The 25570-nt window shown below is 74.1% G+C and carries 18 protein-coding genes; 4 read left to right on the plus strand and 14 right to left on the minus strand.

Annotation, left to right across the window (positions count from 1 at the left end; translation table 11 throughout):
* Positions 1–32: 32 nt before the first annotated feature.
* From ACIQWR_RS30945 to ACIQWR_RS30955, 3 genes are all read right to left on the minus strand, one after another.
* Entirely contained in the window at positions 33–704 is a 672-nt protein-coding gene (locus ACIQWR_RS30945) for a GNAT family N-acetyltransferase (protein WP_404016282.1), read from the minus strand.
* Positions 705–720: 16 nt separating this feature from the next.
* On the minus strand, positions 721–2457 hold the full coding sequence (locus tag ACIQWR_RS30950; protein ID WP_404016285.1) for an IucA/IucC family protein: 1737 nt from the start codon (positions 2455–2457) through the stop codon (positions 721–723).
* 488 nt (positions 2458–2945) lie between these two features.
* The gene (locus ACIQWR_RS30955; RefSeq protein WP_404016425.1) at positions 2946–4241 is read right to left on the minus strand and encodes a diaminobutyrate--2-oxoglutarate transaminase family protein; all 1296 of its coding nucleotides are present in this window, start codon (positions 4239–4241) and stop codon (positions 2946–2948) included.
* 476 nt (positions 4242–4717) lie between these two features.
* Here ACIQWR_RS30955 and ACIQWR_RS30960 point away from each other — a divergent pair, with 476 nt between their 5' ends.
* Entirely contained in the window at positions 4718–5896 is a 1179-nt protein-coding gene (locus ACIQWR_RS30960) for a trypsin-like serine peptidase (RefSeq protein WP_404016288.1), read from the plus strand.
* Between the two features lie 120 nt (positions 5897–6016).
* Here the strand turns inward: ACIQWR_RS30960 and hflX are convergent, their stop codons facing one another.
* From hflX to miaA, 6 genes are all read right to left on the minus strand, one after another.
* Entirely contained in the window at positions 6017–7522 is a 1506-nt protein-coding gene (gene hflX / locus ACIQWR_RS30965) for a GTPase HflX (RefSeq protein ID WP_404016291.1), read from the minus strand.
* A gap of 221 nt (positions 7523–7743) precedes the next feature.
* The gene (locus ACIQWR_RS30970; protein ID WP_404016294.1) at positions 7744–9189 is read right to left on the minus strand and encodes a M1 family metallopeptidase; all 1446 of its coding nucleotides are present in this window, start codon (positions 9187–9189) and stop codon (positions 7744–7746) included.
* 131 nt (positions 9190–9320) lie between these two features.
* Complete coding sequence (locus tag ACIQWR_RS30975; RefSeq protein WP_404016297.1) at positions 9321–11444, minus strand: RelA/SpoT family protein; 2124 nt, start codon at positions 11442–11444, stop codon at positions 9321–9323.
* Between the two features lie 137 nt (positions 11445–11581).
* The gene (dapF, locus tag ACIQWR_RS30980; RefSeq protein WP_404016300.1) at positions 11582–12463 is read right to left on the minus strand and encodes a diaminopimelate epimerase; all 882 of its coding nucleotides are present in this window, start codon (positions 12461–12463) and stop codon (positions 11582–11584) included.
* A 34-nt stretch (positions 12464–12497) separates the two neighbouring features.
* Positions 12498–13031, minus strand: coding sequence for a hypothetical protein (locus ACIQWR_RS30985; RefSeq protein WP_399261956.1), 534 nt, complete (start codon positions 13029–13031; stop codon positions 12498–12500).
* Positions 13032–13163: 132 nt separating this feature from the next.
* Complete coding sequence (miaA, locus tag ACIQWR_RS30990; RefSeq protein ID WP_404016303.1) at positions 13164–14102, minus strand: tRNA (adenosine(37)-N6)-dimethylallyltransferase MiaA; 939 nt, start codon at positions 14100–14102, stop codon at positions 13164–13166.
* Between the two features lie 164 nt (positions 14103–14266).
* Between miaA and ACIQWR_RS30995 the strand changes: the two genes are divergently transcribed.
* Both ACIQWR_RS30995 and ACIQWR_RS31000 read left to right on the plus strand, forming a co-directional pair.
* Entirely contained in the window at positions 14267–14473 is a 207-nt protein-coding gene (locus tag ACIQWR_RS30995) for a gliding motility protein (protein ID WP_404016306.1), read from the plus strand.
* 26 nt (positions 14474–14499) lie between these two features.
* Positions 14500–14745: an antitoxin gene (locus ACIQWR_RS31000; RefSeq protein WP_385786416.1), complete on the plus strand. Its 246-nt coding sequence runs from the start codon at positions 14500–14502 to the stop codon at positions 14743–14745.
* A gap of 206 nt (positions 14746–14951) precedes the next feature.
* Here the strand turns inward: ACIQWR_RS31000 and ACIQWR_RS31005 are convergent, their stop codons facing one another.
* Positions 14952–15680 carry a class III extradiol dioxygenase subunit B-like domain-containing protein gene (locus ACIQWR_RS31005; protein ID WP_404016309.1) on the minus strand — a complete coding sequence of 243 codons (729 nt, stop codon included), beginning with the start codon at positions 15678–15680 and terminating at the stop codon, positions 14952–14954.
* 292 nt (positions 15681–15972) lie between these two features.
* Positions 15973–17466 (minus strand): tRNA (N6-isopentenyl adenosine(37)-C2)-methylthiotransferase MiaB, encoded by a 1494-nt coding sequence (gene miaB, locus ACIQWR_RS31010; RefSeq protein ID WP_404016428.1) that lies wholly within the window; start codon positions 17464–17466, stop codon positions 15973–15975.
* A 99-nt stretch (positions 17467–17565) separates the two neighbouring features.
* Here miaB and ACIQWR_RS31015 point away from each other — a divergent pair, with 99 nt between their 5' ends.
* Positions 17566–18561, plus strand: a complete 996-nt coding sequence (locus tag ACIQWR_RS31015) for a TAXI family TRAP transporter solute-binding subunit (RefSeq protein WP_404016312.1) — start codon at positions 17566–17568, stop codon at positions 18559–18561.
* 411 nt (positions 18562–18972) lie between these two features.
* On the opposite strand, the gene ACIQWR_RS31020 is transcribed toward ACIQWR_RS31015, so the two are convergent.
* The 3 genes from ACIQWR_RS31020 to ACIQWR_RS31030 all read right to left on the minus strand — a co-directional run bounded on the left by ACIQWR_RS31020 (position 18973) and on the right by ACIQWR_RS31030 (position 25513).
* Positions 18973–19905: an ROK family protein gene (locus ACIQWR_RS31020; RefSeq protein WP_404016431.1), complete on the minus strand. Its 933-nt coding sequence runs from the start codon at positions 19903–19905 to the stop codon at positions 18973–18975.
* 95 nt (positions 19906–20000) lie between these two features.
* Positions 20001–21038, minus strand: a complete 1038-nt coding sequence (locus ACIQWR_RS31025; protein ID WP_404016315.1) for a LacI family DNA-binding transcriptional regulator — start codon at positions 21036–21038, stop codon at positions 20001–20003.
* Positions 21039–21049: 11 nt separating this feature from the next.
* The gene (locus ACIQWR_RS31030) at positions 21050–25513 is read right to left on the minus strand and encodes an NEW3 domain-containing protein (RefSeq protein ID WP_404016319.1); all 4464 of its coding nucleotides are present in this window, start codon (positions 25511–25513) and stop codon (positions 21050–21052) included.
* Between the last annotated feature and the right edge of the window lie 57 nt (positions 25514–25570).

Below are 25570 nucleotides of genomic sequence, written 5' to 3' on the forward strand. Positions count from 1 at the left end.
GAACTTAGCTGCGTGACGCAGAGTTTCTATGGTCAGAGGAGATGGCGCAGGGCCCGCTCACGGATCATCAGGGCGGCGCGCTTCTCGGGCAGATCGACTTCCGCGGAGCAGCGGAAGCCGGAGTTGAGGAAGGCCGATACGGAGGGGGTGTTGCGCATGTCCGGTTCGGCGATGACACGCGTGCAGCGGGGACGGTTCTCGAACACGAGGTCGGCGACGGCCCGCAGCAGAGTGGCGCCGAGTCCCCTGCCCCGGTTCGTTCCGTCTCCGATGAGCAGGTGGATACCGGTGTCGTGGGGGCGCGCCGGGTAGTGCCGGGCGAGCGGGTCGAGATCGGCCCGGTAGATCTCCCAGTAGCTCATCGGGGTGCCGTCGAGGACGCCGAGGCAGGGAATGCTGGAGCCGTCCCCGTCGAGCTGCTCCCGCAGGTGCGCGGCGGTCACGGAGGCGGGGCCCGCGAGTTCCCAAAACGCCGCCACCTCGGGGTCGTTCATCCACACGGCCAGCAGGTCCAGATCGCGTTCCAGGCGTACGGGCTCCAGGCGGAAGGCACCGAAGACCGTGCCGGCGACGCCCCAGGCGGCCGGTGACTCCTGGAGGTCGGCTTCGGCGAGCCGCGACAGCAGCCCGCCGGGCAGGCGCAGTTCGATGGTCCTGTCGGCGGTGGCGCAGGCATCGGTGGAGCAGGCATCGGTGGAGGGCATGGTGCTCTTCTCCGCGTCAGTCGTGAAGGGGGTTGGCGATGGTGACGTAGACGGACTGGGTGTCGACCGGGCCGACGAGCTCGTCGAGGCCGCCGAGGCGGGTGAGCAGGTTCGCCTTGCACCTGAGGGTGGGTGAGTCCAGCAGCTGGGTCGGGAGCGGCCCGAGGGCGGCGGCCTTGCCGAGGAAGCGGCGGAAGGCGGCGAGCAGGATCCGTTCGTCGGCGAGCCGCTGGGCGCCGAAGGCCCCGATGAGGCCGAAGACGTTGTTGATGGCCAGGTAGTAGGCGAAGCGCTCGTCGGTGACGGCGTCCGCGACGAAGGTGTCGCTGGCGTCGCCGACGCCGGGCAGCCGGTGCTCCAGTTCCGCGCGGTGGGAGTCGCGGAAGTAGTAGCCCTGGTTGTCGCGGTAGCGGCCGCCGACGGGCCAGCCCGCGGCGTCGAGCAGGACCAGGGTGTTCTGTTGGTGCGCCTCGAGGGCGATGCCCGCGAGGGCGTCGAGGGCGAGGACCGGCAGGACGACGTGGTCGAGGTAGCGCAGGAACCACTCGGCGGCGACGGCAAATGTGGACCGGCCGGTGGCGAGGGAGATCCGGGCGACCAGGTCGGCCAGGCGCGAACGCATCGTGGTGCGGCCGGGCCACGGGCGGGGAGAGGTGAGCGCGGCGATGCAGACGACGTCGTCGCCCGGACGGAAGGGGTTGTGACGCAGCAGGGCGTCGAGGCCGGGGACGGGAGTGCCGTCCAGGGCGTCGACGGCGACCCAGGCGGGGTCGCGCACGATGTCGAAGCCGGGGTGGACCGCCTGCCACTGCTCGACCAGTCCGGAGCGCAACAGCCGGTGCACCTCGACGCCGCGGTGGAGCTCCTTGCGGAGGTTCTCCCTGCGGGAGTTGGTGATGCGCAGGCCGAGCGACAGCTTGATCATCGCTGGGGCGCCGGGGCGGTGGACGGTGCGGATGGATGAGGTCGGGTACCAGGGGTCGCCGTAGGGCCCGAGGTCGTGCAGGAGTCCCGCGTCGAGGAGGGCGGCGACCTCGGGGCGCTGGAAGAGGTCACGGGCCTGCCAGGGATGCAGGGGAAGGGGGGTGGTGCCGTCGGGGATCCGCAGGCCGGGGGCGAGGCGGCCGAGCAGCCGGTCGGTGGGGACGGGGCGGCCGCGTTCGGTCCAGGCCGAGTCGGTGGCGAGGACGGAGGGGTCCACAGCGGTCCAGTGCAGGGGGAAGGAGCCGTGGAGTTCGGGTGAGTAGCGGCGGACCTCCGCCTCGGAGAGGCCCTCGCGGCTCTTCGGGGTGGGGTGGAGGGGGTGACCCAGGAGCAGGGACTGCTCGGCCGTGAGGAAGAGCTCTCCGCAGACGGGGGCGGGGGGCACGGGGCGGGTGCGCCGGTCGGCGATGAACTCGGCGGTGCGCCGCACCGAGTCGGCGACCCGGCCGACGAGGTCGGCGCCGCCGCGCGCACCGCCCTCGCGGGCGATGAGCCCGGCGAGGGTGACGGCGTCCAGGGCGGCGGCGTCGGCGGGGGCGCCTTCGAGCCGCGCGGGGGCGAAGCGGTGCCAGCCCGTCGGGGACCAGTGTCGGACCGCGACGAGCAACGCCGTGCCGGAGGCGGGAAGGGGGATGCGGAGCAGGGTTCCGAGGGGGCCGACGGGGCGGCCCAGTCCGCTCTCGCGGACCCAGCAGCGCAGCAGGTTCTCCACGGCCGCCGCCTCGGCCGCGATGGCCGGGTCGGCGTGGTCCAGCAGATCGGGCAGCACCAGCGGGTCGGGTCCGGGTGGGCCGGGGCTGGTCGCGGTGCCGGTTGCGGCGCCGGTTACGGTGCCGGCGCCCGTCCCGCTACCGGTCCCTGTCTCGCTGCCGGTCCCTGTCCCCCTCCCCGTGCCGGCCCCGCTGCTGCCGGTCCTGTTCCCGGCTGCGTGTGCCCCGATGTGTGCGGCGTCGTCGGTCGGCCCGGCGGCTCCGGGTCGCGGCCCGGCAGAGAGCCGGCCGGGGGTGGATGCCGTGCCTGGGGTTGGGGCTGGGGTGGTGGGTGTGGGGGTGGTAGGGGGTTGGGGATGCCTGGGGATGCCGTCCTTCTGGCGGGGGACGGTGGCCGGGGGTGCCACCGCAGCCTGCGGTGGTGCCGCTTCCGGAGCCGGGGCCGGGGGCGGGGTGTGCTCGGCCGGGTCCTGGGGCTGGTGCGGCGCGGGGTCGGGAGTGGAGGTCACGGAGTTCCTTGCGCAGGCTCGGTTCGGCGGAGGCTCGGTCAGGGGTGCCGGGTGCGTTCGGCCGCGGTGACGGCGTCGGCGAGGCGGTCCAGGACGGCCACGGCCTGCTCGTCGGTGATGGTGAGCGGGGGCAGCAGTCGGACGACGCTGGAATGGCGCCCGCCCAGCTCGACGATGAGGCCGCGGTCCAGGCACTCCTGGCGCACGGCGGCGGCGAGCCGCGGAGCGCCGTCCCCCGCCGGGGCGTCCGGGGCGTCCGGGTCGACGAGTTCGAGGCCCAGCATCAGGCCGCGGCCGCGCACGTCGCCGATGCAGGGGTGCTCCGTGGCCAGGGCGCGCAGGGCGGCGAGCATCCGGTCGCCCACCTCGGCGGCGCGTGCGGCCAGGCCGTTCTTCCGGACGTGGGCCAGGGTGGCCGTGCCCGCGGCCATGGCGAGTTGGTTCCCGCGGAAGGTTCCGGCGTGGGCGCCCGGTTGCCAGACGTCCAGCTCGGCCCGGTACACGATCACGGCGAGCGGCAGGCTGCCGCCGATCGCCTTGGACAGCACCATCACGTCCGGGACCACCCCGGCGTGGTCGACGCCCCAGAAGGCACCGGTACGCCCGACCCCGGTCTGGACCTCGTCGGCGATGAGCGGGATGCCCCGGGCGGCGGTGATCTCGCGCATCCGGCGCAGCCAGGCGTCCGGCGCCGGGATGACCCCGCCCTCGCCCTGGACGGGTTCGAGGATCATGCCGGCGGGCACGGGCACCCCGCTCTTGGGGTCGTCCAGGAGGCTCTCGGTCCAGCGGGCTCCGAGACGGGCTCCCTCGGGCCCGCCCACGCCGAACGGGCAGGCGTAGTCGCGGGGATAGGGCAGCCGGGTCACCTCGACGTCCCGGGCCCCGCCGGACGCGGCCAGCGAGCCGGCCGTCATGCCGTGGTAGGCGCCGGTGAAGGCGAGCAGGCCGTTGCGGCCCGTCGCGGTGCGGACGAGTTTCAGGGCCGCCTCGACCGCGTCCGTACCGGCCGGTCCGCAGAACTGGACGCGCGCGTCGGCGGCCAGCGCCGGCGGCAGGTTCGTGAACAGCTCCGTGGTGAAGGCGTCCTTGACCGGTGTGGCCAGATCGAGGACGTGCAGCGGAGCGCCGGAGTCGATGACCTTGCGGATCGCCTCCAGCACCACCGGGTGGTTGTGTCCGAGCGCCAGGGTTCCGGCGCCGGAGAGGCAGTCGAGGTAGCGGCGGCCGTCGGCGCCCTCGATCGTCATGCCACGGGCGCGGACGGGGACGATGGGCAGCGCCCGGGCGTAGGTCCGGGCGGCGGACTCCCGGAGCGACTGCCGGCGCAGGATCCCCTCCGGCCCGCCGCCCGACCCGACCCCGCAGGCCCCCGAGCCGTCCGGGGCCCCCGGGGGTGCGGACGGCGCCCGCCCCACCTGCGCGGGCACGAGCGGCGCGGGCTCGGCGGACGGTACGGCGATGGACGGTACGACGGCGGGCGGTGCGGCGGCGGTCCGTGCCGCCGCCGCGGCCGACTCGGTCAAGGCCACGGGTGTCGGTCCTCCCAGTTGGATCGCCCTGCAACGTGCACGGGCGCCCGGTCGCTACAGGTGCTCTTGCGGATTGCGCGTCGCACGCGAACGCCGCTCCCCCATCCCCCGTACGTACCAACGACGGTGACGGCGACGGATCACGGGCGGCGCCAAGATCCTTGTGGGCAGGGGCCGTCCGAGCCGCAACCGCGGCCCCGCCCGGTGTCGTCCCCCAGGACATCGGCATAGTGGGGTGCTGCACTCCACGCCTCGACCCACCCAGGGAGATTCACGACATGCGACGACCGAACCGACCGGTCACCGCCGTACTGTGCGCGGCCGCGCTCGCGCTGACCGCCGCGGCCTGCGGACCCGGCAACGGTGAGGCCGGCGGCGACGCCAAGCCGACCGCAGCGGCGAGCCTCCCGGCCGGGTCCGACACCATCAAGATTCCTGACGAGCTGAAGGACAAGCTCAAGCAGCACGGCATCGACATGGACAAGTGGAAGGGGGGCGAGTGGAAGAACTGGAAGAAGGAGGACTGGCTCCGCGAGGCGGGCGACTACATCAACCCCATCATCGCGGGCCTGTGGGACCCGGACCGGATGCGTGACGCCGACGTCCCGCCGGACCGCCCGGTCACCGACCCGGACCTCGGCAAGGACCAGGGCGTCACCGACCCGACGCCCGACCCGGTCACCGCGAAGGCGGCCGCGCCGCCCTTCCACCAGAGCGTGCCGGAGGCCGGCAAGGTCTTCTTCGACGGCCCCGAGGGCTCGATGGTCTGCTCGGCGACCGTGGTCAAGGACCCGGCGCACCCCGGCAAGTCCAACATGGTCTGGACGGCCGGCCACTGCGTGCACGCGGGCAAGAGCGGCGGTTGGTACCGCAACATCGCCTTCGTGCCCTCCTACAACAACTCCGGCAAGTCCTCGGCGCAGCTCAAGGGCGCGAGCCGGGAGCAGGTGGCTCCCTACGGCGTCTGGTGGAGCGACTGGGCGCAGACCTCGGACCAGTGGATCGCCCAGGGCGGGTCGACCGGCGGCGCGGGCGCCCCGTACGACTTCGCGGTGCTGCACGTGACCCCCGAGGGCGGCGCCGGCAAGTCGCTGGAGGAGACGGTCGGTTCGGCGCTTCCGGTGGACTTCAACGCCCCGGCCGTGGGCAAGGTCGCGAGCATCACGGCGACCGGCTTCCCGGCGGGCACGCCGTTCGACGGCCAGAAGGCCTACCAGTGCGGCGACAAGCCGGGCCGCTACTCGCTGGCCTCCTCCGCCCCGGTGATGTACCGCATCGGCTGCACCATGACCGGCGGTTCCTCGGGCGGCGGCTGGGTCGCCACCGGCGCCGACGGCAAGCGCGCGCTGGTGTCGAACACCTCCATCGGTCCGGTCAAGGCCGGCTGGCTGGCCGGTCCGCGGCTGGGTCCGGAGGCGAAGGGCGTCTTCGACGCGGTGAGCGCGAAGTTCAAGTAGGCGAGCGCGGCGGGAAGTTCACGTAGGAGCTTCCCGTAGGGAAGTGCATACAGAGGGAGGGCCCCCGCATCGCGGGGGCCCTCCCTCTGTATGTGTGTCCGGTACCGCGGTGGTTCGGCGTCAGTGCTTCGCGGGGATGTACGGAGCGAGGTCCGCCGCCAGTTCCTGGTGGACCCGCGCCTTCAGCAGGGTGCCCTCCGGGGTGTGCTCCTCGGAGATGACCTCGCCTTCGGCGTGCGCCCGGGCGATCAGTCCGCCGCGGGTGTACGGCACGAGTGCCTCCACCTCGACCTCGGGCCGGGGCAGCTCGCGGTCGATGAGCGCGAGCAGTTCCTCGATGCCCTGGCCCGTGCGGGCCGAGACGGCGATGGAGTGCCGCTCGATGCGCAGCAGTCGCTGAAGGACCAGCGGGTCCGCGGCGTCCGCCTTGTTGATGACCACGATCTCGGGCACCTTGACGGCGCCGACCTCGCGGATCACCTCGCGCACCGCCGCCAGCTGCTCCTCCGGCGCCGGGTGCGAGCCGTCCACGATGTGCAGGATGAGGTCGGAGTCGCCGACCTCCTCCATCGTGGAGCGGAACGCCTCGACGAGGTGGTGGGGCAGGTGCCGGACGAAGCCGACGGTGTCGGCCAGGGTGTAGATCCGGCCGCTCGGCGTCTCGGCCCGGCGCACGGTCGGGTCGAGGGTGGCGAACAGCGAGTTCTCCACCAGGACGCCCGCGCCCGTGAGGCGGTTGAGCAGCGAGGACTTGCCCGCGTTGGTGTAACCGGCGATGGCGACCGAGGGCACCTTGTTGCGGCGCCGTTCCTGCCGCTTGATGTCGCGGCCGGTCTTCATCTCCGCGATCTCGCGGCGCATCTTCGCCATCTTCTCGCGGATCCGGCGCCGGTCGGTCTCGATCTTGGTCTCACCGGGACCGCGCGTCGCCATGCCACCACCGCCGCCGCCACCCATCTGGCGGGAGAGCGAGGCACCCCAGCCGCGCAGTCGCGGCAGCATGTACTGCATCTGCGCGAGCGCGACCTGCGCCTTGCCCTCACGGGACTTGGCGTGCTGGGCGAAGATGTCGAGGATCAGCGCGGTCCGGTCGACCACCTTGACCTTGACGACGTCTTCGAGGGCGATGAGCTGGCCCGGGCTGAGCTCACCGTCGCAGACGACGGTGTCGGCGCCGGTCTCGGTGACGATGTCCCGCAGCTCGCGCGCCTTGCCGGAACCGATGAAGGTGGCCGGGTCGGGCTTGTCGCGGCGCTGGATCACGCCGTCGAGCACGAGGGCGCCCGCCGTCTCGGCGAGGGCGGCCAGCTCCGCGAGGGAGTTGTCCGCGTCCCGCACGGTGCCGGTGGTCCAGACGCCGACGAGGACCACGCGCTCCAGACGGAGCTGGCGGTACTCGACCTCGGTGACGTCTTCGAGCTCGGTGGAGAGGCCGACGACGCGCCGCAGTGCGGCGCGCTCGGAGCGCTCGTACTGTGCGCCGTCGCGCTCGCCGTCGATCTCCTGGCTCCAGGCGACGTCCTCTTCCATCAGGGCATCGGCCCGAAGGCTCTCGGTGAAGCTCTGCGCGTCCTTCGCCTCGGGCGAGTCCTGCGCGTCCTGGGAAGGGGAAGAAGAGGAGGTCATTGGATCCTTACGTCGTTTTCGGATGGTTCTTGCGCCGGTGTCCGGCCCGTGGGTGCGGGCAGGCATCTCGACCGTACGTACAACGTGTCACACGGGCGGGAGATTCCCTACGGGGCCCCGGACCGGCGGCCTCGTCGGCAATCCCCGTCCCGTCGATGGTGACATGCCCGTTCCCCGACCGTCACACCCTTTTCGGGCCGCCCGCCCGCTCCCGCGCGCCCTCAGGTGGTCTTCGGCGCGCTCCACTCCGGGTGCCCCGGCATCGGCGGGGTGGTCCTGCCGTACAGCCAGGGCTGGAGGAAGGCGGTGAGGTCCTCGCCCGCCACCTGCGACGCCAGCCGGACGAAGTCGTCCGTACCGACGACCTGGTCGGCGTGCTCGCCCACCCAGCGGCGCTCCAGGTCCTCGAAGGCCGGTGTGCCGATCTTCTGGCGCAGCGCGTAGAGGATCAGGGCCGCGCCGTCGTAGACCACCGGCCGGAAGAGGCCGATCTTCTCGCCCGGCGCCGCCGCCTTGGGCTCGGCCGGCGGGCCGCCCGCGGCCCGCCACTGGTCGGAGCGCTGGTAGGCCTCGCGCATGCGCCGTTCCAGGGAGTACTTGCCGAGCCCGTCGGCGTACAGGGCCTCGTACCAGGTGGCGTGTCCTTCGTTGAGCCACAGGTCGGACCAGGTGCGCGGGGTGACGCTGTCCCCGAACCACTGGTGGGCCAGCTCGTGGACCATGATCGAGTCGACGTACCACTCGGGGTAGCCGGGGTCGGTGAAGATCCCGCGTTCGAAGAGCGAGAGGGTCTGGGTCTCCAGCTCGAAACCGGTGCTGGCGTGCGCGATCAGCACCCCGTACGTCTCGAAGGGGTAGCGGCCGACCCGCTTCTCCATCCACTCCATCTGGGCCGGGGTCTTCTTCAGCCAGGGCTCCAGCAGCTTCTTGTCCGCGGTCGGCACCACGTCGCGCAGCTCCAGGCCGTGCGGCCCCTCGCGACGGAGTACGGCGGAGGCCCCGAGGGAGACCTGGGCCAGCTCGGTCGCCATGGGGTGCACGGTGCGGTAGGTCCAGGTGGTCGCGCCGGCGGCGGCGCGGTCGGTCGTGAGGACCGGGAGCCCGTTGGCGACGGCGGTCGTGCCCTTCGGAGCGGTGATCCGGAAGGTGAAGAGCGCCTTGTCGGACGGGTGGTCGTTGCAGGGGAAGACCCGGTGGGCGGCGTCCGCCTGGTTGGCCATCGCCAGGCCGTCCGCGGTCCGGACCCAGCCGCCGTCCCCGCCGCCGCGCGGGTCGCTGGTGTGGTGGATGGTGATGCGCAGCGGTTCGTCGGCCGCGAGCGGGCGCTCGGGGGTCAGTACGAGGTCCTCCCCCGCGGTGGCGAAGGGCGCGGGCCTGCCGTTGATCTCGGCGGAGCGGACCGTGCCGCGGGCGAAGTCGAGGTTGACCCGGTCCAGCTTCGTGAGGGTGCGGGCCTTGATGACGGTGACCGTGTCGAGCGGGGTGCGGTTGTCCTTGTAGGTGAAGGAGAGGTCGTACGAATCGACGTCGTAACCGGGGTTGCCGAGCTCCGGGAAGAGCCGGTCACCGATGCCCAGTGCCTGCGGCGGGGGCAGGACGGCGGCGACGAGCGTGAGGGAGGCCGCGCCGAGCAGGGCGGCGCGCAGGCGGGGGGAGGTGAGGCGCATCCCCCACCCCATACCAGCGCCCGCCGCCCGCTCCGGTGCGACGCGTCGCACGGCACGGACGGCCCCACCCGAAGGAGTGGCTCCGGCTCCCCGGCCGAACGGCCCCCAGGGGGTGTCCGCCCGCGGCTCCGCTACGCGCGGCTCACGTCGTAGACCCCCGGCACGTCCCGCATCGCCCGCATCAGCCCCGGCAGCCCGGTCGCGTCGCGCAGGTGCAGGGTGTAGGTGTGCCGGACGCGCTGTTCGATGGGGGCCTCGACGGTGGCCGAGATGACTTCGACGCCCTCGTGGGCGATGGCCTCGGTCAGGTCGGCCAGCAGGTGGGGCCGCCCGAACGATTCGGCGAGCAGCGTCACCCGGCAGTCGGCGGTGGCCCGCCAGTGCACGGCGACCGAGGTCCGGCCGACGGAGCGCATCTGCTCGACGGCCGAGCAGGCGATCCGGTGCACCGTGACGGCCCCGCCCCGGACGACGAAGCCGGCGACCGAGTCGGGCGGCACCGGCGTGCAGCACCCCGCGAGCCGGACGGGCGCGTCCGGCAGGTCGGCGACGGCGTTGCGCCCGCCGGGCCGCAGGCTGACCATCGGCAGCGGCGCCCGGGGCGGGGCGGTGGGCGGTTTGACGGCGGCGGGATGGGACTGGAGCCAGGTGCTGATGGCGATCCGGGCGGCCGGGGTACGGGCGTGGTCGAGCCAGTCGGCGGCGGGCCCGGAGGAGGCGTCGTGCGCGAGCAGCAGCTGCACGGTGTCCGCGTCGGCCAGCCGGGTGGCCAGGGAGGTGAGGCGCCCGTTCACCCGGGCGCCGATACAGCCGTGCGCGGCCTCGCCGTACTGGGCGTAGGCCGCGTCGATGCAGGTGGCCCCGGCCGGCAGGCTGATGGTGCCGTCGGCGCCCCCGCCGTCGGCCCGGAAGACGGTGATCTCGCGGTCCTGGGCCAGCTCGGCGCGCAGCGAGCTCCAGAAGGTGTCGGGGTCGGGTGCGGACTGCTGCCAGTCGAGCAGTCGGGAGAGCCAGCCGGGTCGGGTGGGGTCGACGCGCTCCTCGTCGCCGTCGCCCTCGGCCGCGGCGCCCGGGGCCCCCGGGAGGATCGACGTGCCCGCGGCCGAGCCCTCCCCGAAGATGTACGGATTGCCGAGGGCGACGACTCCGGCCTCGGCGACCCGGTGCATCCGGTGGGTGCGGACGATGACCTCGGCGACGTTGCCCCCGGAGGTGGCGATGGCGGTGTGCAGGGACTGGTAGAGGTTGAACTTGGGTACCGCGATGAAGTCCTTGAACTCGGAGACGACCGGGGTGAAGCAGGTGTGCAACTCCCCCAGCACGCCGTAGCAGTCGGCGTTCTCGGCGACGAGGACGAGGAGGCGGCCGAAGTCGGAGCCGCGCAGTTCGCCGCGGGTGAGGGAGATCCGGTGGACGGAGACGAAGTGCCGGGGGCGGATGTGCACCTCGGCCTGGATGCCGGATTCGCGCAGGACCGCGCGGACGGAGTCGGCGATGCCGGGGAGCGGGTCGCGCTCGCCCGCGTGGGCGGCGATGAGGGCGCGGGTGCGCTCGTACTCCTCGGGGTGCAGGATCGCGAAGACGAGGTCTTCCAGCTCGGTCTTGAGGGCCTGTACGCCGAGCCGCTCGGCCAGCGGGATGAGGACGTCCCGGGTGACCTTGGCGATGCGGGCCTGCTTCTCCGGGCGCATCACGCCGAGGGTGCGCATGTTGTGCAGCCGGTCGGCGAGTTTGATGGACATGACGCGGACGTCGTTGCCGGTGGCGACGAGCATCTTGCGGAAGGTCTCCGGTTCGGCCGCGGCGCCGTAGTCGATCCGCTCGACCTTGGTGACGCCGTCGACGATGAAGCAGACCTCGTCGCCGAACTCCTGGCGGACCTGATCGAGGGTCACCTCGGTGTCCTCGACGGTGTCGTGGAGGAGCGAGGCCGTCAAGGTCGTGGTCTCGGCGCCGAGTTCGGCCAGGATCAGGGTGACGGCGAGGGGATGGGTGATGTAGGGCTCACCGCTCTTGCGCATCTGGCCGCGGTGCGAGGTCTCGGCCAGCACGTAGGCGCGGCGCAGCACGGAGAGGTCCGCGTCCGGGTGGTGGGCGCGGTGGGCTTCCGCGACGTGACCGATGGCGTCGGGGAGCCGGTCCCGGGACGTCGGCCCCAGCAGGGCCGCGCGTCCCAGTCGGAGCAGATCGAGCCGCGTCCGGCCACGTCTGCGGAACTCGGGTCGTGCGTCGGGGTTCGTGGCCTCTGCACTCATGGGCACCTCCGGCGGCTTCGACCGGCGGTGGGCATGGGGTGAGCCCTCAGGGCCGGTGCCTGATGCTACCGACCCCACCACGTGGCGCAGTCCAGCTCTCGCACAGCGTGAAATGGATCACCCATTAGAGGGAACCTCTAGCCGAAAGCCGTTTCGGTGAGCCAGGCCGGATCGAACTCGCCCGCGGCCACGATGACGGCGGGTCCGGTCATGTCCACCGCGCCGTCGGGGTGTTCGGTAATGAGCAGGGTGCCGCCGGGCAGGTCGACCGTGTACGTGACCGGCTCGCCGGTGACGGCCGGGTCGGCCCCGTCGCGGCGGGCGGTGGCCACGGCGACCGCGCAGGCGCCGGTGCCGCAGGAGCGGGTCTCGCCGGAGCCGCGTTCGTGGACGCGCATGGCGACGTGCCGGGGGCCGCGGTCGACGACGAACTCGACGTTGACACCCGTCGGGTAGGCGGACGCCGGGCCGAAGGCGGGGGCGGTGAGCAGATTCCCGGCGTCGTCGAGGGAATCAACGAAGGCGACGGCGTGCGGGTTCCCCATGTTCACGTTGCGCGCGGGCCAGCTCTTCGGGCCGACCGTGACGGTGACCTCGCCCTCGGGGAGCGCCGCGCGGCCCATCGAGACGGTGACGGCGCCGTCCTTGTGGAGGTGGACGTGCTTGACGCCGCCGCGGGTGGCGACGGCGAGGTCGCCCGCCTCGACGTGACCGGCGTACTGGAGGTAGCGGGCGAAGACGCGGACGCCGTTGCCGCACATCTCCGCGATGGAGCCGTCCCCGTTGCGGTAGTCCATGAACCACTCGGCCTCGGCGGCCATCGACCGCGCCTCGGGGTGCGCGGCGGAGCGCACCACGTGCAGCACCCCGTCGCCGCCCATCCCGGCCCGACGGTCACAGAGCCGGGCCACGGCCGTGGCGGGCAGGTCGATGGCGTTGTCCGGGTCCGGGACGATCACGAAGTCGTTCTCGGTCCCGTGGCCCTTGAGGAACGCCAGCGGCGCGGTGGAGGTGGTCACGTCCACATCGTACAAACCCGCGCCGCCCGGGGCGTCAGCGGAGCCGGGCCACGCGCAGGACGGCCAGCGCCACCAGGCCGAGGACGACCAGCGCGTAGAGGGCGGCGATGCGCCAGTCCGGGCGGCGGCCGGAGCCGCGGGCCGGGAGCCCCGGCCAGGTGTAGCCGACGCGGCGGGCGGCCATCATGCCCCAGCCCCCGGCGCAGGAGCTGATGAGCAGGCCGAGCATGGCGACGACGGCGCCGCCGTCGCCGAACTCGAAGGCGAGGGGGAAGGCGAACATCAGGGACCCGGCGGCGGCCAGCATCACGATGGGCGCGATCTGCCAGATCCGCAGGCGGCGCTGCGGGCGCAGTTCGACCTCGAACTCGGGAGCCTGCGCGGCCGCGGCGTCGGCGGCGTCCAGGCCGCCGTCCAGCCCGGCCAGGCCCGCCAGCGCGTCGGGTCCGTCCGGACCGTCGGGAGTCAGCCGGACGGGTTCGGCGGGCAGGCCGAGTCCGTCAGGAAGGACCGGATCCGTTTCCTGCCGGTCGCGCTCCCGCCCGGTGTCTCGAGGGCCGGCCTCCATCGCCACGCGCCCTCCCCACTCGGACTTCGTACGTTGTCGATCACCGCCGGTGTCGACACCGGCCGGAGTTTGATGATGGCACGCCCCCGGGCTCCGAACAGGCGCCCGGAGCGTCCCGATGCCATCACGTGATCAGGCTGTGACCGCCCGTTCGACCAACGACTGCGCGAGTCCGGGGAGTTCCGCCCGGTCCAGGGCGGCCCCGCTGAGCCAGTGGACCCGCGGGTCGCGGCGGAACCAGGAGTCCTGGCGGCGGGCGAACCGCTTCGTGGCGCGGACCGTTTCGGCCTTGGCCTCCGCTTCGGTGCAGCGGCCCGCCAGCGCGTCGAGCACCTGCTGGTAGCCGAGCGCCCGGGAGGCGGTGATCCCCTCGCGCAGCCCCTGGGCCTCCAGCGCCCGCACCTCCTCAACCAGGCCGTCCTCCCACATCCGGTCCACGCGCAGGGTGATCCGCTCGTCCAGCTCGGGCCGGGCCACGTCCACCCCGATCTGCACGGTGTCGTAGACGGACTCGTGACCGGGCAGGTTCGCCGTGTACGGGCGCCCGGTGATCTCGATGACCTCCAGCGCCCGGACGATCCGCCGGCCGTTGCTCGGCAGGATCGCGAGGGCGGCGGCCGGGTCGGCGGCGGCGAGGCGGGCGTGCAGGGCGCCCGGGCCCCGCAGGGTGGCCTCTTCCTCCAGCCGGGCCCGGACCTCCGGGTCGGTCCCGGGGAACTCCATCGCGTCGAGGGCGCCGCGGACGTACAGCCCGGAACCGCCGACGAGGACGGGGGTGCGACCCTCGGCGAGCAGCCGGTCGATCTCGATCCGCGCGAGCCGCTGGTACTCGGCCACGCTGGCCGTTTCCGTCACGTCCCAGACGTCCAGGAGCCGGTGGACGACTCCACCGCGCTCCTCGGTCGTCAGTTTGGCGGTCCCGATGTCCATCCCACGGTAGAGCTGCATGGAGTCGGCGTTGACGACTTCTCCGTCGTACCGACGGGCCAGGGCGACGCCCAGATCGGACTTTCCGGCTGCCGTGGGGCCGACGACGGCGATGACCCGCGGTGCGGGGGCTGGGCTCTTCACCGTCCCAGTCTCGCAAACCCCGGGGCATGTACCCGATCGAGTTACGTGACGGGCCGGGTACGGGGTCGTTGCCCTGGCGAGGTTCCGGCCCTGCGCACGACCGGCGGTGGCCGGTCCGGCCGAGGCGGAACTTCACCCGCACGAGTAACGTTATGGGAGTAGACATGGGCGTTTTTGATCGGTTTCGCCGGAAGGCCACGGAGCCTGCCGAGGAGGTCGTCGAGTCGGCCGCCACGGAGGAAGCCGAGGTGACCGACGAGGCCCCCAAGGCCGAGACGGAGACCGCCGCGCCGGAAGGCGTGGAGATCCCCAAGCAGCAGTGCGCGGAGGAAGCCGCGGACAGCGAGGCCGGTGAGGGCGCCCGTACGTAGGAGCTACTGCCACTGGAAGGTGTCCCATGGGCCTGCTGGACAATTTGAAGGCCAAGCTCGCGCCGGCCAAGGACAAGCTGGGTGACCTCGCGCAACAGCACGAGGGAAAGATCGGCGACGGCCTGGACAAGGTCGCCAAGGTCGTGGACTCCAAGACCAAGGGCAAGTACAGCGACCAGATCACCTCGGGCGCCGGCAAGGCGAAGGACGCCCTGGGCAAGGTCGCGCACAAGGACAGCCCCGGCGGGCCGACACCGCCGGCGTCTGCTTGACGTGACGCGAAGAAGGGGCGCGGGGACTTCCCCGCGCCCCTTCTTCGCGTTTTACGTGCCGGGCGCGGGGTGATGTCCGTCAGGTCGGGCGCGCGTGACCCGTTCGGCCCAGCGGGCGACGACGACTCCCGGCGCGCGGGCTAGGGGGTGTCTGACGGATGTGCGTGGCGTCGCGGCGCCCGGCACGCACATCCGTCAGACACCCCCTAGGACCAGGCGGCGACGAAGTAGCCGACGCCGTAGGGGGCGTCCTCGTACAGCAGGCGGCCTTCGAGGCCCGCGCCCTCGGCGGCGCCGGCGAGCACCTGCCAGGGGGCGCGGCCGGACGCCTTCAGCTCGGCGGCGAGATCCGCGTCGAGGGCGGTCAGCGCGGGCAGGTCGGCGGCGCCGAGTGCCTCGGCGGCGCCTTCGTCGAAGGCCGCGGCGCGCTCGTCCAGGTAGCCGGGGGCCTTGAGGGTCCGGCAGGCGCTCCCGTCGCCCATGACGAGCAGGGCGACCCGCTCGGCGCGGGTGGCGAGCTCGCGGCCCGTCTCCAGGCAGCGGGCGGTGGTCAGCGGCTCTTCGACTCCCAGGCCCTCCACGGGGGCTCCGGACCAGGCCGTGTGGCCGAGCAGCCAGGCGGCGACGGCGAGGGACGTGGGGAGCGGGCGTCCGCTCCGGGGGTCGGCCTGGGGCTCGGCCCCGGGCTCGCCCAGCCGTACCTCGACGTCGACGCCGAAGCCGTGGAATCCGCCGCGGGCGCCGTGCGGGTACGGGCCCCCCTCGCCGGGGTCGGCGGACCCGACCACGACCAGGCGGTCGGGGCGGGCGGCGGCGAGCACCGCGAGGGCGTCGGAGCAGGCGGTGCGGGCGTCGGCGAGTTCACCGGCGGCTCCGGTGGCCACCGGGGGCACGAGGAGGGGCGGGGCGGGGCAGACGGCTGCGGCTACGAGCATGCGGGCAGCCTAGTCGCCGGGGGTGGCGGGGGGCCTGGCCCGGGGCCGGTCCCGGGGGCGGGTCGGGGCCGCGGTGGCCGTGGTGCCGGCGCCTCAAACGCCGGCGGGGCTGGATCGAGGCCCGGCCAGGGCCTCTGGTGGGGACGCCGGCAGGGCCCAGGGACGCGGGTGGTGCTCCGCTCGTTGGCCTCCGGCGGCGCCTCAAACGCCGGCGGGGCTGGATTGTGCCCGGCCGGGGCCTCTGGTGGGGACGCCGGCACGGGCACGCGGGGCCGGGTCGGCCCCGGCGGGGTCAGGCCGTGGGGGCCGCGCAGGCTGTGGTGAGGGTGGGGAGGGGGGCCGGGACGCCGAGGGTGGGGATGCCCAGCATGACTCCGGCGGGCTGGGGCGGAGCGGCGTTCCGCTTCTCCCAGGCGTCGCCGGCGCGGGTCCGCCGTACCGCCCCCGCCGGGCCCTCGGCCAGCAGGTGGTGCGGAGCGGCGTAGGTGATGTCCACCGTCACCACGTCACCCGGGCGGACCTCCGCGTCCGGCTTGGTGAAGTGGACCAGGCGGTTGTCGGGGGCGCGCCCGGACAGCCGCTGCGTGGCGCCGTCCTTGCGGCCCTCGCCCTCCGCGACCATGACCTCCAGGGTCCGGCCGACCTGCTTCTTGTTCTCCTCCCAGGAGATCTCCTCCTGGAGCGCCACGAGCCGCATGTAGCGCTCCTGGACGACCTCCTTGGGGATCTGCCCCTCCATGTCGGCCGCCGGGGTACCGGGCCGCTTGGAGTACTGGAAGGTGAAGGCGTTCGCGAAGCGGGCCTCGCGCACGGCGTGCATCGTCTGCTGGAAGTCCTCCTCGGTCTCGCCGGGGAAGCCGACGATGATGTCCGTGGAGATGGCCGCGTGCGGGATCGCGGCGCGCACCTTGTCGATGATGCCGAGGAAGCGGTCCTGCCGGTACGAGCGGCGCATCGCCTTGAGGATGCCGTCCGAACCGGACTGCATCGGCATGTGCAGCTGCGGCATCACGTTCGGGGTCTCGGCCATCGCCGCGATCACGTCGTCGGTGAAGTCGCGCGGGTGCGGCGAGGTGAAGCGGACCCGCTCCAGGCCCTCGATCTGGCCGCAGGCGCGCAGCAGCTTCGAGAAGGCCTCGCGGTCGCCCATGCCGGAGCCGTAGGCGTTGACGTTCTGGCCGAGCAGCGTGATCTCGGAGACGCCCTCGGCGACCAGGGCCTCGATCTCGGCGAGGATGTCGCCGGGACGGCGGTCCTCCTCCTTGCCGCGCAGCGCCGGGACGATGCAGAAGGTGCAGGTGTTGTTGCAGCCGACGGAGATCGACACCCAAGCCGCGTAGGCGGACTCGCGCCGGGTCGGCAGCGTCGAGGGGAACGCCTCCAGCGATTCGGCGATCTCGACCTGCGCCTCCTCCTGGATCCGGGCGCGCTCCAGCAGCACGGGCAGCTTGCCGATGTTGTGCGTGCCGAACACCACGTCGACCCAGGGGGCCCGCTGGACGATGGTGTCGCGGTCCTTCTGGGCGAGGCAGCCGCCGACGGCGATCTGCATGCCGGGGCGCTTGGTCTTCATGGGCGCGAGGCGGCCGAGGTTGCCGTACAGCTTGTTGTCGGCGTTCTCACGGACGGCGCAGGTGTTGAAGACCACGACGTCCGCGTCGCCGTCGCAGCCCTCGGGTGCGCGGACGTAGCCCGCGCCCTCCAGGAGGCCCGAGAGTCGCTCGGAGTCGTGCACGTTCATCTGGCACCCGTACGTGCGCACCTCGTACGTGCCCTTGGCTTCCATGACGTCCACTGCTCCACCCGGCTCCACGCTGCTCATGTGACAAGGGTAGGCGGTCGGCGCGCCGTGACAGGACGCCGGTCGGCTGGCAGGATCGCGGCCATGCCCCTCGCACTGGACCAGATCGGCAGGCGCCGCGCCGTGCGGGGCCTGGTGGCCGTGCTGGCCGTGCTCGGGGTGCTGCTCTGGTGGCTGTGGCCCTTCGGGAAGGCGGAGCTGCGGGGGACCCTGGTCTTCAGCACGGGCGTGCGCACCGGGGTCTACCAGCGCTACGGGGAGCTGCTCCAGCAGGCGCTGGCGACCGACGTGCCGGGGGTCGACGTACGCCTGGTGACCAGCGAGGGGTCCCAGCAGAACCTGGAGCGGGTGGCGGCCGGCCAGGCGGACTTCACCGTGGCGACCGCGGACGCGGTGGCCAAGTACAAGCGCGACGGGAAGCCGGGGGCGGAGCACCTGCGCGGGGTCGCGCGGCTCTACGACGACTACGTGCAGCTGGTGGTCCCGGCGGTCTCCAAGATCCAGTCGACGAAGGACCTGCGGGGCAAGCGGGTCGCGGTCGGCCAGCCCGGTTCCGGGGTCCGGCTGATCTCCGATCGGATGCTGGCGGCGGCCAAGCTGGATCCGGCACGGGACCTCACGGCCGTGCCCATCGGCATCGACACGATGCCCGCGGAGCTGGAGGCCGGGCGGATCGACGCGTTCTTCTGGTCGGGCGGGCTGCCGACCAGTGCCGTGCGGGGGCTTTCGGAGCGGTACGAGATCCGGCTGGTGCCGCTCGGCGACCTGGTGCCGGAGCTGCAGAAGGGCGGCAGCCCGACGCACTACTACCGGGCGGCGGTCATGCCGCAGGACGCCTACGCGCGGGCCCGCAACACCTCGGCGGTGGCGACCCTGGCGGTGCCGAACCTGCTGGTCACCACGGATCGGACGGCGCCGGAGCTGACCGAGCAGTTCACCCGGACCGTGATCCTCAGCCGGGACCGGATCGGCCACGAGGTGCACGCGGCGCAGCTCGTGGACCTGCGCACGGCGATCTACACGGAACCGCTGGAGCTGCACGAGGGCGCCCGCCGGTACTACCGGTCGGTCAAGCCGTAGCGGGCCGAAGCGGAGCCCCGACCGGGGGCCGGTGTCGCCTCCGGCGGGCCCTCAAACGCCGGGCGGGCTGGATGTGGGCCCCGCCCCCGGCGATCCATGCGCCCCGGAAGCACAGCCCGCCACACCGAGCGGGCTCGATGTGAGCCCGCCGGCGATTGAGGCGCCGCCGGAGGCACGGCGCGCCTCGCCGAGCGGGCTCGATGTGGGCCCCGCCGATGAAAGAGACGCCCCCGGAGGGACAGCACACCGCGCCGGGCGGGCTGCATCGGAGCCCCGCCGCCGATTGAGGCGCCGCCGGAGGCACGGAAGCCGCGCCCGGCAGGCTCGACCGGAGCCCCGCCGGCGATCGAGGCGGTGCCGGGGGCATGGCGCGCGCCGCGCCGGGCGGGCTGGGAGGTCGGGTCCCTCGGGTCAGCCGCGGGCGGTCGGCAGGAGCATGGTCGCCGAGGCGGCCGCGCCGATGAGGCCCGCGTGGGTGCCCAGGGTGGCCGGGACGACCTGGAGGCCCTGGACGAAGGACAGGGTCGCGTACGAGGCCAGGTGGGCGCGGATCGGGCCGAAGAGGGTGTCCCCGGCTGCCGCGACCCCGCCGCCGATGACCACGATGTCCGTCTCGACCAGGGTCGCGGTGGCCGCGATGGCGGCGGCCAGGGCGCGGCCCGCGCGGTCGAAGGCGGCCAGGGCGACGGGGTCGCCGGCCGCTGCCGACGCGGCGACGCCCGCGGCCGTGCGGTCGCCGCCCGGGGCCGGGGTCCAGCCCTGTTCCAGGGCCCGGCGCGCGATGGCGGTGCCGGAGGCGAGGGATTCCACGCAGCCGCGGCCGCCGCAGGCACACGGTTCGCCGTCGAAGGCGACGCTGATGTGGCCGATGTGACCGGCGTTGCCGGTGGGGCCGGGGTGGAGCTGGTTGTTCAGGATCAGTCCGCCGCCGACGCCCGTGGACACGACCATGCACAGGGCGTTCGCGTGCCCGCGGGCGGCGCCCAGCCAGTGTTCGGCCGCCGTCATGGCCACGCCGTCGCCCGCGAGGACGGTCGGCAGATCGGCCCCGTGCCGGGCCAGCTCGGCGACGACCCGGTCCAGGACCGGGAACCCCCGCCACGCGCCGATGTTCACCGGGCTGACGGTGCCCCGCGAGGTGTCCACCGGTCCCGCGCTGCCGATCCCGCACCGCACCGCCGAGGACCACAGCGGGGAGGCGGCGAGCTCGGCGACCACCTCGGCCACCGCCGCCATCACGGCCTCGCCGTCGGCCGCGCCCGGGGTGGGCCGCCGGGTGGTCGCGGTCATCGTGCCGTCGGCGTGCACCAGCGCGCCGGCGATCTTCGTCCCGCCGATGTCGATGGCGACGGTCGGTCCGGCGGCCTGGGCGGCCGCGAGGCGGGGCGCGGGGAAGGCGGAGGTGGGAGTGGTCACGGGAGGCTCCTGGGGTTCGTACGTCAGTATGCCGCCGTCGGGGGGGCCGTACTCTCGCGGGGCTCCAGCCTGGGCTGTTCCCCCTGGCGGGCGCGCGGCGGCCCGCCCGCGAGGACGGCGAGGAGTTCCTCGGCGGCGAGCCGGCCGAATCCCGCGGTGTCCCGCACCAGGGCGGTCAGCCGGGGGTGGGTGACCCGGCACAGCGCCGAATCGTCCCAGGCGACCACCGAGAGCCGCCCGGGGACGGCGATCCCGGCCTCGGCCGCGACGGCGAGCCCGGCGACCGCCATCACGTCGTTGTCGTAGACGAGGGCGGTCGGCGGGAGCGGTCCGCGCAGCACCCGCCGGGTGGCCTCGGCGCCCTGCGCGTCGGAGTAGTCGGTGGTGATCGAGGAGACCTCGGCCTCGGTGAGCCCGCGCCGGTCGGCCTCGGCCCGCAGCGAGGCGATCCGGCGGGCGGTGTGGGCGAGGCCGGGCAGTCCGGCGACGTGCGTGATCCGGCGGTGGCCGAGGGCGTGCAGGTGGTCGAGGATCCGGGCCATGGCCCCCGCGTCGTCGGCCCACACCGAGGAGAGCAGCGCGGGCCCCGGGCCGCCCGGCGCGCCGACCGTGACGGCGGGCAGGCCCAGCCCGTCGAGGAGCCGGGGGCGCGGGTCATCCGTCCGCGGGTCCACGACGAGCACCCCGTCCACGCGCCGCTCGGCCCACCAGCGGCGGTAGAGGGCGCATTCGGCGTCGAGGTCGTCGACCACCTGGAAGAGCAGGGCGGTGCGCTGGGCCGCCAGGACCTCCTGTATCCCGGCCACCAGCTGGAGGAAGAACGATTCGACGCCGAGGGTGTGCGCGGGGCGGGCGAGGACCAGGCCGACGGCGCCGGAACGCTCGCCGGACAGGGCGCGGGCCGCGATGTTGGGCTGCCAGCCCAGCTCCTCGGCGACGCTTCGGATCCTGGCGCGGGTGTCCTGGGAGACGCCCGGACGGTCGTTGAGCGCGAAGGACACGGCGCTTTCGGAGACTCCGGCCTGGCGGGCGATGTCCTTGATGGTGGGTCTGCGGGCCATGGCCTGCCTCGTCATCCTTCGGGTGCCTGCGGTGCGAGTGGTGCGTGCGGCGCTAGTGGGGTGTGTGGTGCGGGTCGTGCGTGCGGTGCCTGTGGTGCTGATACGGCCCGTGGCGCGGGCCGCGTGCCGGGTGCGGGCGGCGCCGGGGAGGCGGCGGCCACGCGCAGGGCGATGGCCGGACCGTACGCGATCCTGCCCTGGCACACCGCCTTGACCGCGGCCCAGTACGTCCCCGGCGCGGTACCGGGCGGCGGGTGGACCTCGAATTCCAGCTCGGCCGGCGCCCCGTCAGGCACGTGCAGCGGCAGCGAGGCGGGGCCGATCAGCCGCCGGGTGCCGTGCGGCGAGGCCAGGTACGCCCGTCCCGTCAGCGGGGACCGCGTGCCGGTGCTCCCGATCGTGGCCCGTACGACGGCCCGCGCGCCCGCGGTGACCGCCACCTCGGCGTCGGGGGCGGCCACCCACAGCCCGGCCGGGGTCTCGCCGCCGGGCACGGTCACGGTCAGCACGTCCTCGAAGCGGCCCGCCGGGGTGTGGGCGACGACCCGGACCAGGTGGTCACCGGGCGCGGGCGCCGGACCGGGTGCGACGGCCAGCGTCCGGCGCACGTGCCCGCCGTCGGGCAGCTCGGCGTCGTGGACCCGCCAGGCCGTCCACCACCCCTCGGGCGGGTGGACCTCCAGGCGCACCCGGCCGCCCGCGCCGTGGGCGGCGAGCGTGACCCGGGCCTCGCGCGGGGCGCCGTCGACGGTGACGGTGTAGGGGGCGTTGCCGAGCGGGGCCGTGCCCGTGTTGTGCAGCCAGTAGCGGCTGAACACCGGCTGGTGGGGCTCCTCCTCCCCGGCCCGCTCCGGGCGCGGGGAGGGGGCCGGGAGCAGGACGGTGGTGGTCGCGCCGCCGCGGATCCGGTCGGGGAAGGGGCCGAGGGGACGGCCGAGGAGGTCGGCTTCGACGGGGCGATCCGCGGGGCGATCGGCGAGGCGACCGGTGAGGAGGCGCGCGGGGGTCGGGCGGCCGTGGGTCTCGCGCAGCCGCACGGCGAGGTCTCCCCGGTCGGCGGCACGTTGGACGGTTTCGACGAGGACGCGGTCGGCGGGTTCCACGGCGAGGAGGGAGCGGGCGGGCGGGTTCGGGCCCGCGCCGGGCCGGGCGACCACCGCGGTGAGCGGTTTGTTGAACGCGCGTCCCCTGCGCACCAGATCGGCCGCCCGCCAGTCGCCTTCGGCGGCGACCAGGGCGTGTTCGAAGACGTGGGTCCAGTGCTGGAGCTGGAAGGAGCTGCCGTCGGGGGCGGTGCGTCGGGGCGGGTCCATCCAGGCGCCGCTGGGGCGGCCGGTGCAGGAGCGCATGAGGGAGCCGTGCAGGCGGCCCTCGGTGTCGACGGCGAAGCCGGGGGTGCCCCGGCCGAGCAGCGCGACCGTGCGGTCCTCGAAGGCGGTGTGTTCGGCGGCGCCCTCGGCCGGGAGCGGGTGGTGGGCGTCGATCCGGCCGGCCTCGGCGAGGGCGTGCGCGAGGTCGCCCGCGCCCCCGGTGACCACCAGGACGGGCAGGTCGCGCAGGCCGGTCAGGTCGCAGCCGGGCCGCCACACCTCGCGCAGCGCGGCCCGGGCCGGGACCCACACGACGGGATGGTCGCGGACGGCCTCGGCGTACGCACCGTCGCAGGCGGCCAGGACCTGAGCGGTGAAGGCGTTCTCCGCGGGCCCGCCGAGGGCGATCCGGACGTCGGGGAGGCTGCTGTCGACGGCCAGGTCCCCCCACCGCGGCCCGCGCGGCCGGGTCGGGGCGGCCGTGACCCCACGGCGCCCGAGGGCGGTGACCAGCTCGCGCAGCCGCGCGGGAGCGCCCGCATCGGGCAGCACGATCTCGGCCGCGCCGAGCGCCCGCTGTCCGACCGGGTCCCCACCCGGCCCGGTCAGCGCCGCGCGGAGGGTGCAGGACAGCGCGAACCAGTTCAGGCAGGGGCTGTCCAGGGTCCAGGGTGCCCGGGTGTGGTCGGCGCCGGTGTCGGCCCCGGGGAAGGCGAAGCCGCGGCCGACGGCCGAAGCCGCGGTCTCCGCGACCGGGAGGGCGCCGGGCACATCGGCGGGGACGCGCAGCCGCACCAACTGGTCACTCCCCTCGAACGCGTCGACCCGGGTGGTGAGTTCCACCCGGTCGAGGCCGTCCCAGAGGGTGGTGGTGCGGGTCCAGCGCAGGGGTCCGGTGCGGCCGGTGGCCACGATCCGCGCGCCGAGCGGACCCCGCTCGGCACGGCAGGTGAGGGCGGGTTCGGCGCCCGAGCCGGTGCCGGGGCCGCGGGGCAGCAGGTGCCAGGGGCCCTCCTCGAAATAGGGGTGCTGTGCGTACTCGTCCTGGACGACCAGCTCGTCGACCTGGCCCTCGGCGAGCAGTTCGCGTCCCGTGCGCCGGTCGAGCAGGCGGGCCAGGCCGCCGCCGCGCCCGGGGTCGGCCTCGGCGCGGAAGGCCTCGTTCTCGATGACGTGTCCGGCCACGGGTGCCCAGCCGCCGGAACGGGCCGGGCCGCCGGGGGCGCCGGATGCGGTGGCGGCGGAGGCGGTGGCGGCGGTGGCGGCGGTGAGCCACCAGGTGCGGTGGCCGAGCGGTGGCACGTCCGCGGCGAGGAAGACCAGCTCGGCGGTCCCGTCGGCGACGGCCTCCAGGTGCACGGGGGCGCTGCGGCCCTCGTCGTCGCACACGGCGATCCGGCACGGGTCGACGCCGGCCGCCTCGGATCCGGGGCCGGCCGATCCGGGACCGGATCCGAGGGCGGCGAGGTCCACGGTGGCGCGGACGAGGTCGGTCCGGGTCCAGGACAGCGGGTTGTGCACGGTGACGGCGAGGGGGGCGCGCGGCAGGTCCCGGGCGCGGTGGGAAGCGGGGGCGCGGGTGTCGGCGGCGTCGGTCAGGACCCGCAGGGCCTGCTCCCGCACCCCCTCGGCGAGGTCGTGGGCCTCGCGCCAGGTGGGCAGCAGGTCCAGGTAGACCTGGTCCGAGAAGGTTCCGGTGACGGCGTCGTGATGCGCGGCATGGAGGATGTGACGCCAGGCCTTGTCGAGGGTCTGGCGCGGGTAGTCGGCGAGGCCTTCGGCGCAGGCCAGAGCGGCGAAGGTCTCGGCTTCCTCGACGAGGTTCTCGGCAGCCCTGTGAGCCTGTTTCACATCGGCGTAGGTGACGTCCTTGCCGGTGTAGACGGGTCCCATCTCACGGGTGACGGGGAGCGGTTCCTCGCCGCGCGCGGCGAGTTCGGCACGCACGGCCTCGAAGTGGGCGCGCGGGCCGGAGTGTTCCATGCGCGGCCAGCAGTAGCGGCGGTTCCAGGCGTGCTGGACGTCCAGGCCCCAGCGGTGCGGCCAGGAGAAGTCGGTGCCCATGGGGATGAGGACGTTGCGGGTCGCGGCGCTCTGGCGCAGCAGCTCGTACAGGTCCAGCAGCTGCTCGGCGGCGCTCTCCGCGTCGGGCGCGCCCTGGGAGGACCAGCCCGCCGAGTAGTGCGCGGGCAGGTAGTGCAGCAGCAGCCCTTCACCGCTGGGCGCGATCCACTCGTACTCGGCGGGCAGTTGCATGGCGGTGGGGGGCCGCAGCGGCGCGCCCCAGGTGTCCATCATCGGCCCCCACTGATGGTGGGGACCGCGGGCGAGGACGGCCGAGTCCAGACCCGCGCCCGCCATCAGGGCGGGGAAGGACGGGTCGTGGCCGAAGACGTCGAGCTGCCAGGCGGTGCGCGGGTCGGCGCCGAGGGTGCCGCGGTGCAGGGCCAGCCCGTGGACGGCGCTGCGGACGGTGGATTCGGCCGAGGTGAGGTTGGTGCTGGGCTCGTTGTAGGTGCCGCCGACGATCTCCACGCGTCCCGCGGCGATCAGCCCGATCAGCTCGGCGCGGTCCTCCGGGTGGCTGTCCCACCAGGGCTTGAGGTAGTCGACCTCGGAGAGCACGAAGGTGTACGCCGGGTCCTCGCGGGCCTGTTGGAGGTGCAGCGGGACGAGGGTGAAGGCCGGGACCCCGGTGTACTCCCAGCCGGGCGCGGGGGCGCCGGGCGCCGTCGGCGCGTCCCACAGGGCGGTGTAGGCGGCCTGGGTGTTCCACCACATGGGGTCGTAGTGGAAGTGCGGGACCAGGCGCACGGTCCAGCCGGGTTCGGCGACGGCCAGACGGAAGGGGTGCTCGGCGAGCGGGCGGCCGTCGGCGGTGGTCACCCTGACCGTCGCGGGCAGCCGCTCGCCGGGTGCGGCCCCGGGCGTACGGACGGCGACCTCGACGGTGGATTCCGCCGGCCCCTCGGTGTCGGCGCGCACGATCCGCGGGTGCGGGGTGGTGACACCGGGGCCGTGCACCCCGACGTACAGCGGCCCGGCCGGCCGGGCCCGACGGATCCTGACCCGGACCACCTGGCACGGGTCGGCGGACGCTCCGGTGAAGAGGGCCGGGGTGGTGACGGACGTGACCGTGATACCGCTGTCCCTACCGCTGTCCATATTCCGCACACTTCCTTGTGGGACCATTGACAAGCTCGAACTAAAGCGCATTAGTCG

The sequence above is a fragment of the Streptomyces sp. NPDC098789 genome (assembly GCF_044759975.1).
Classification (GTDB): Bacteria; Actinomycetota; Actinomycetes; order Streptomycetales; family Streptomycetaceae; genus Streptomyces.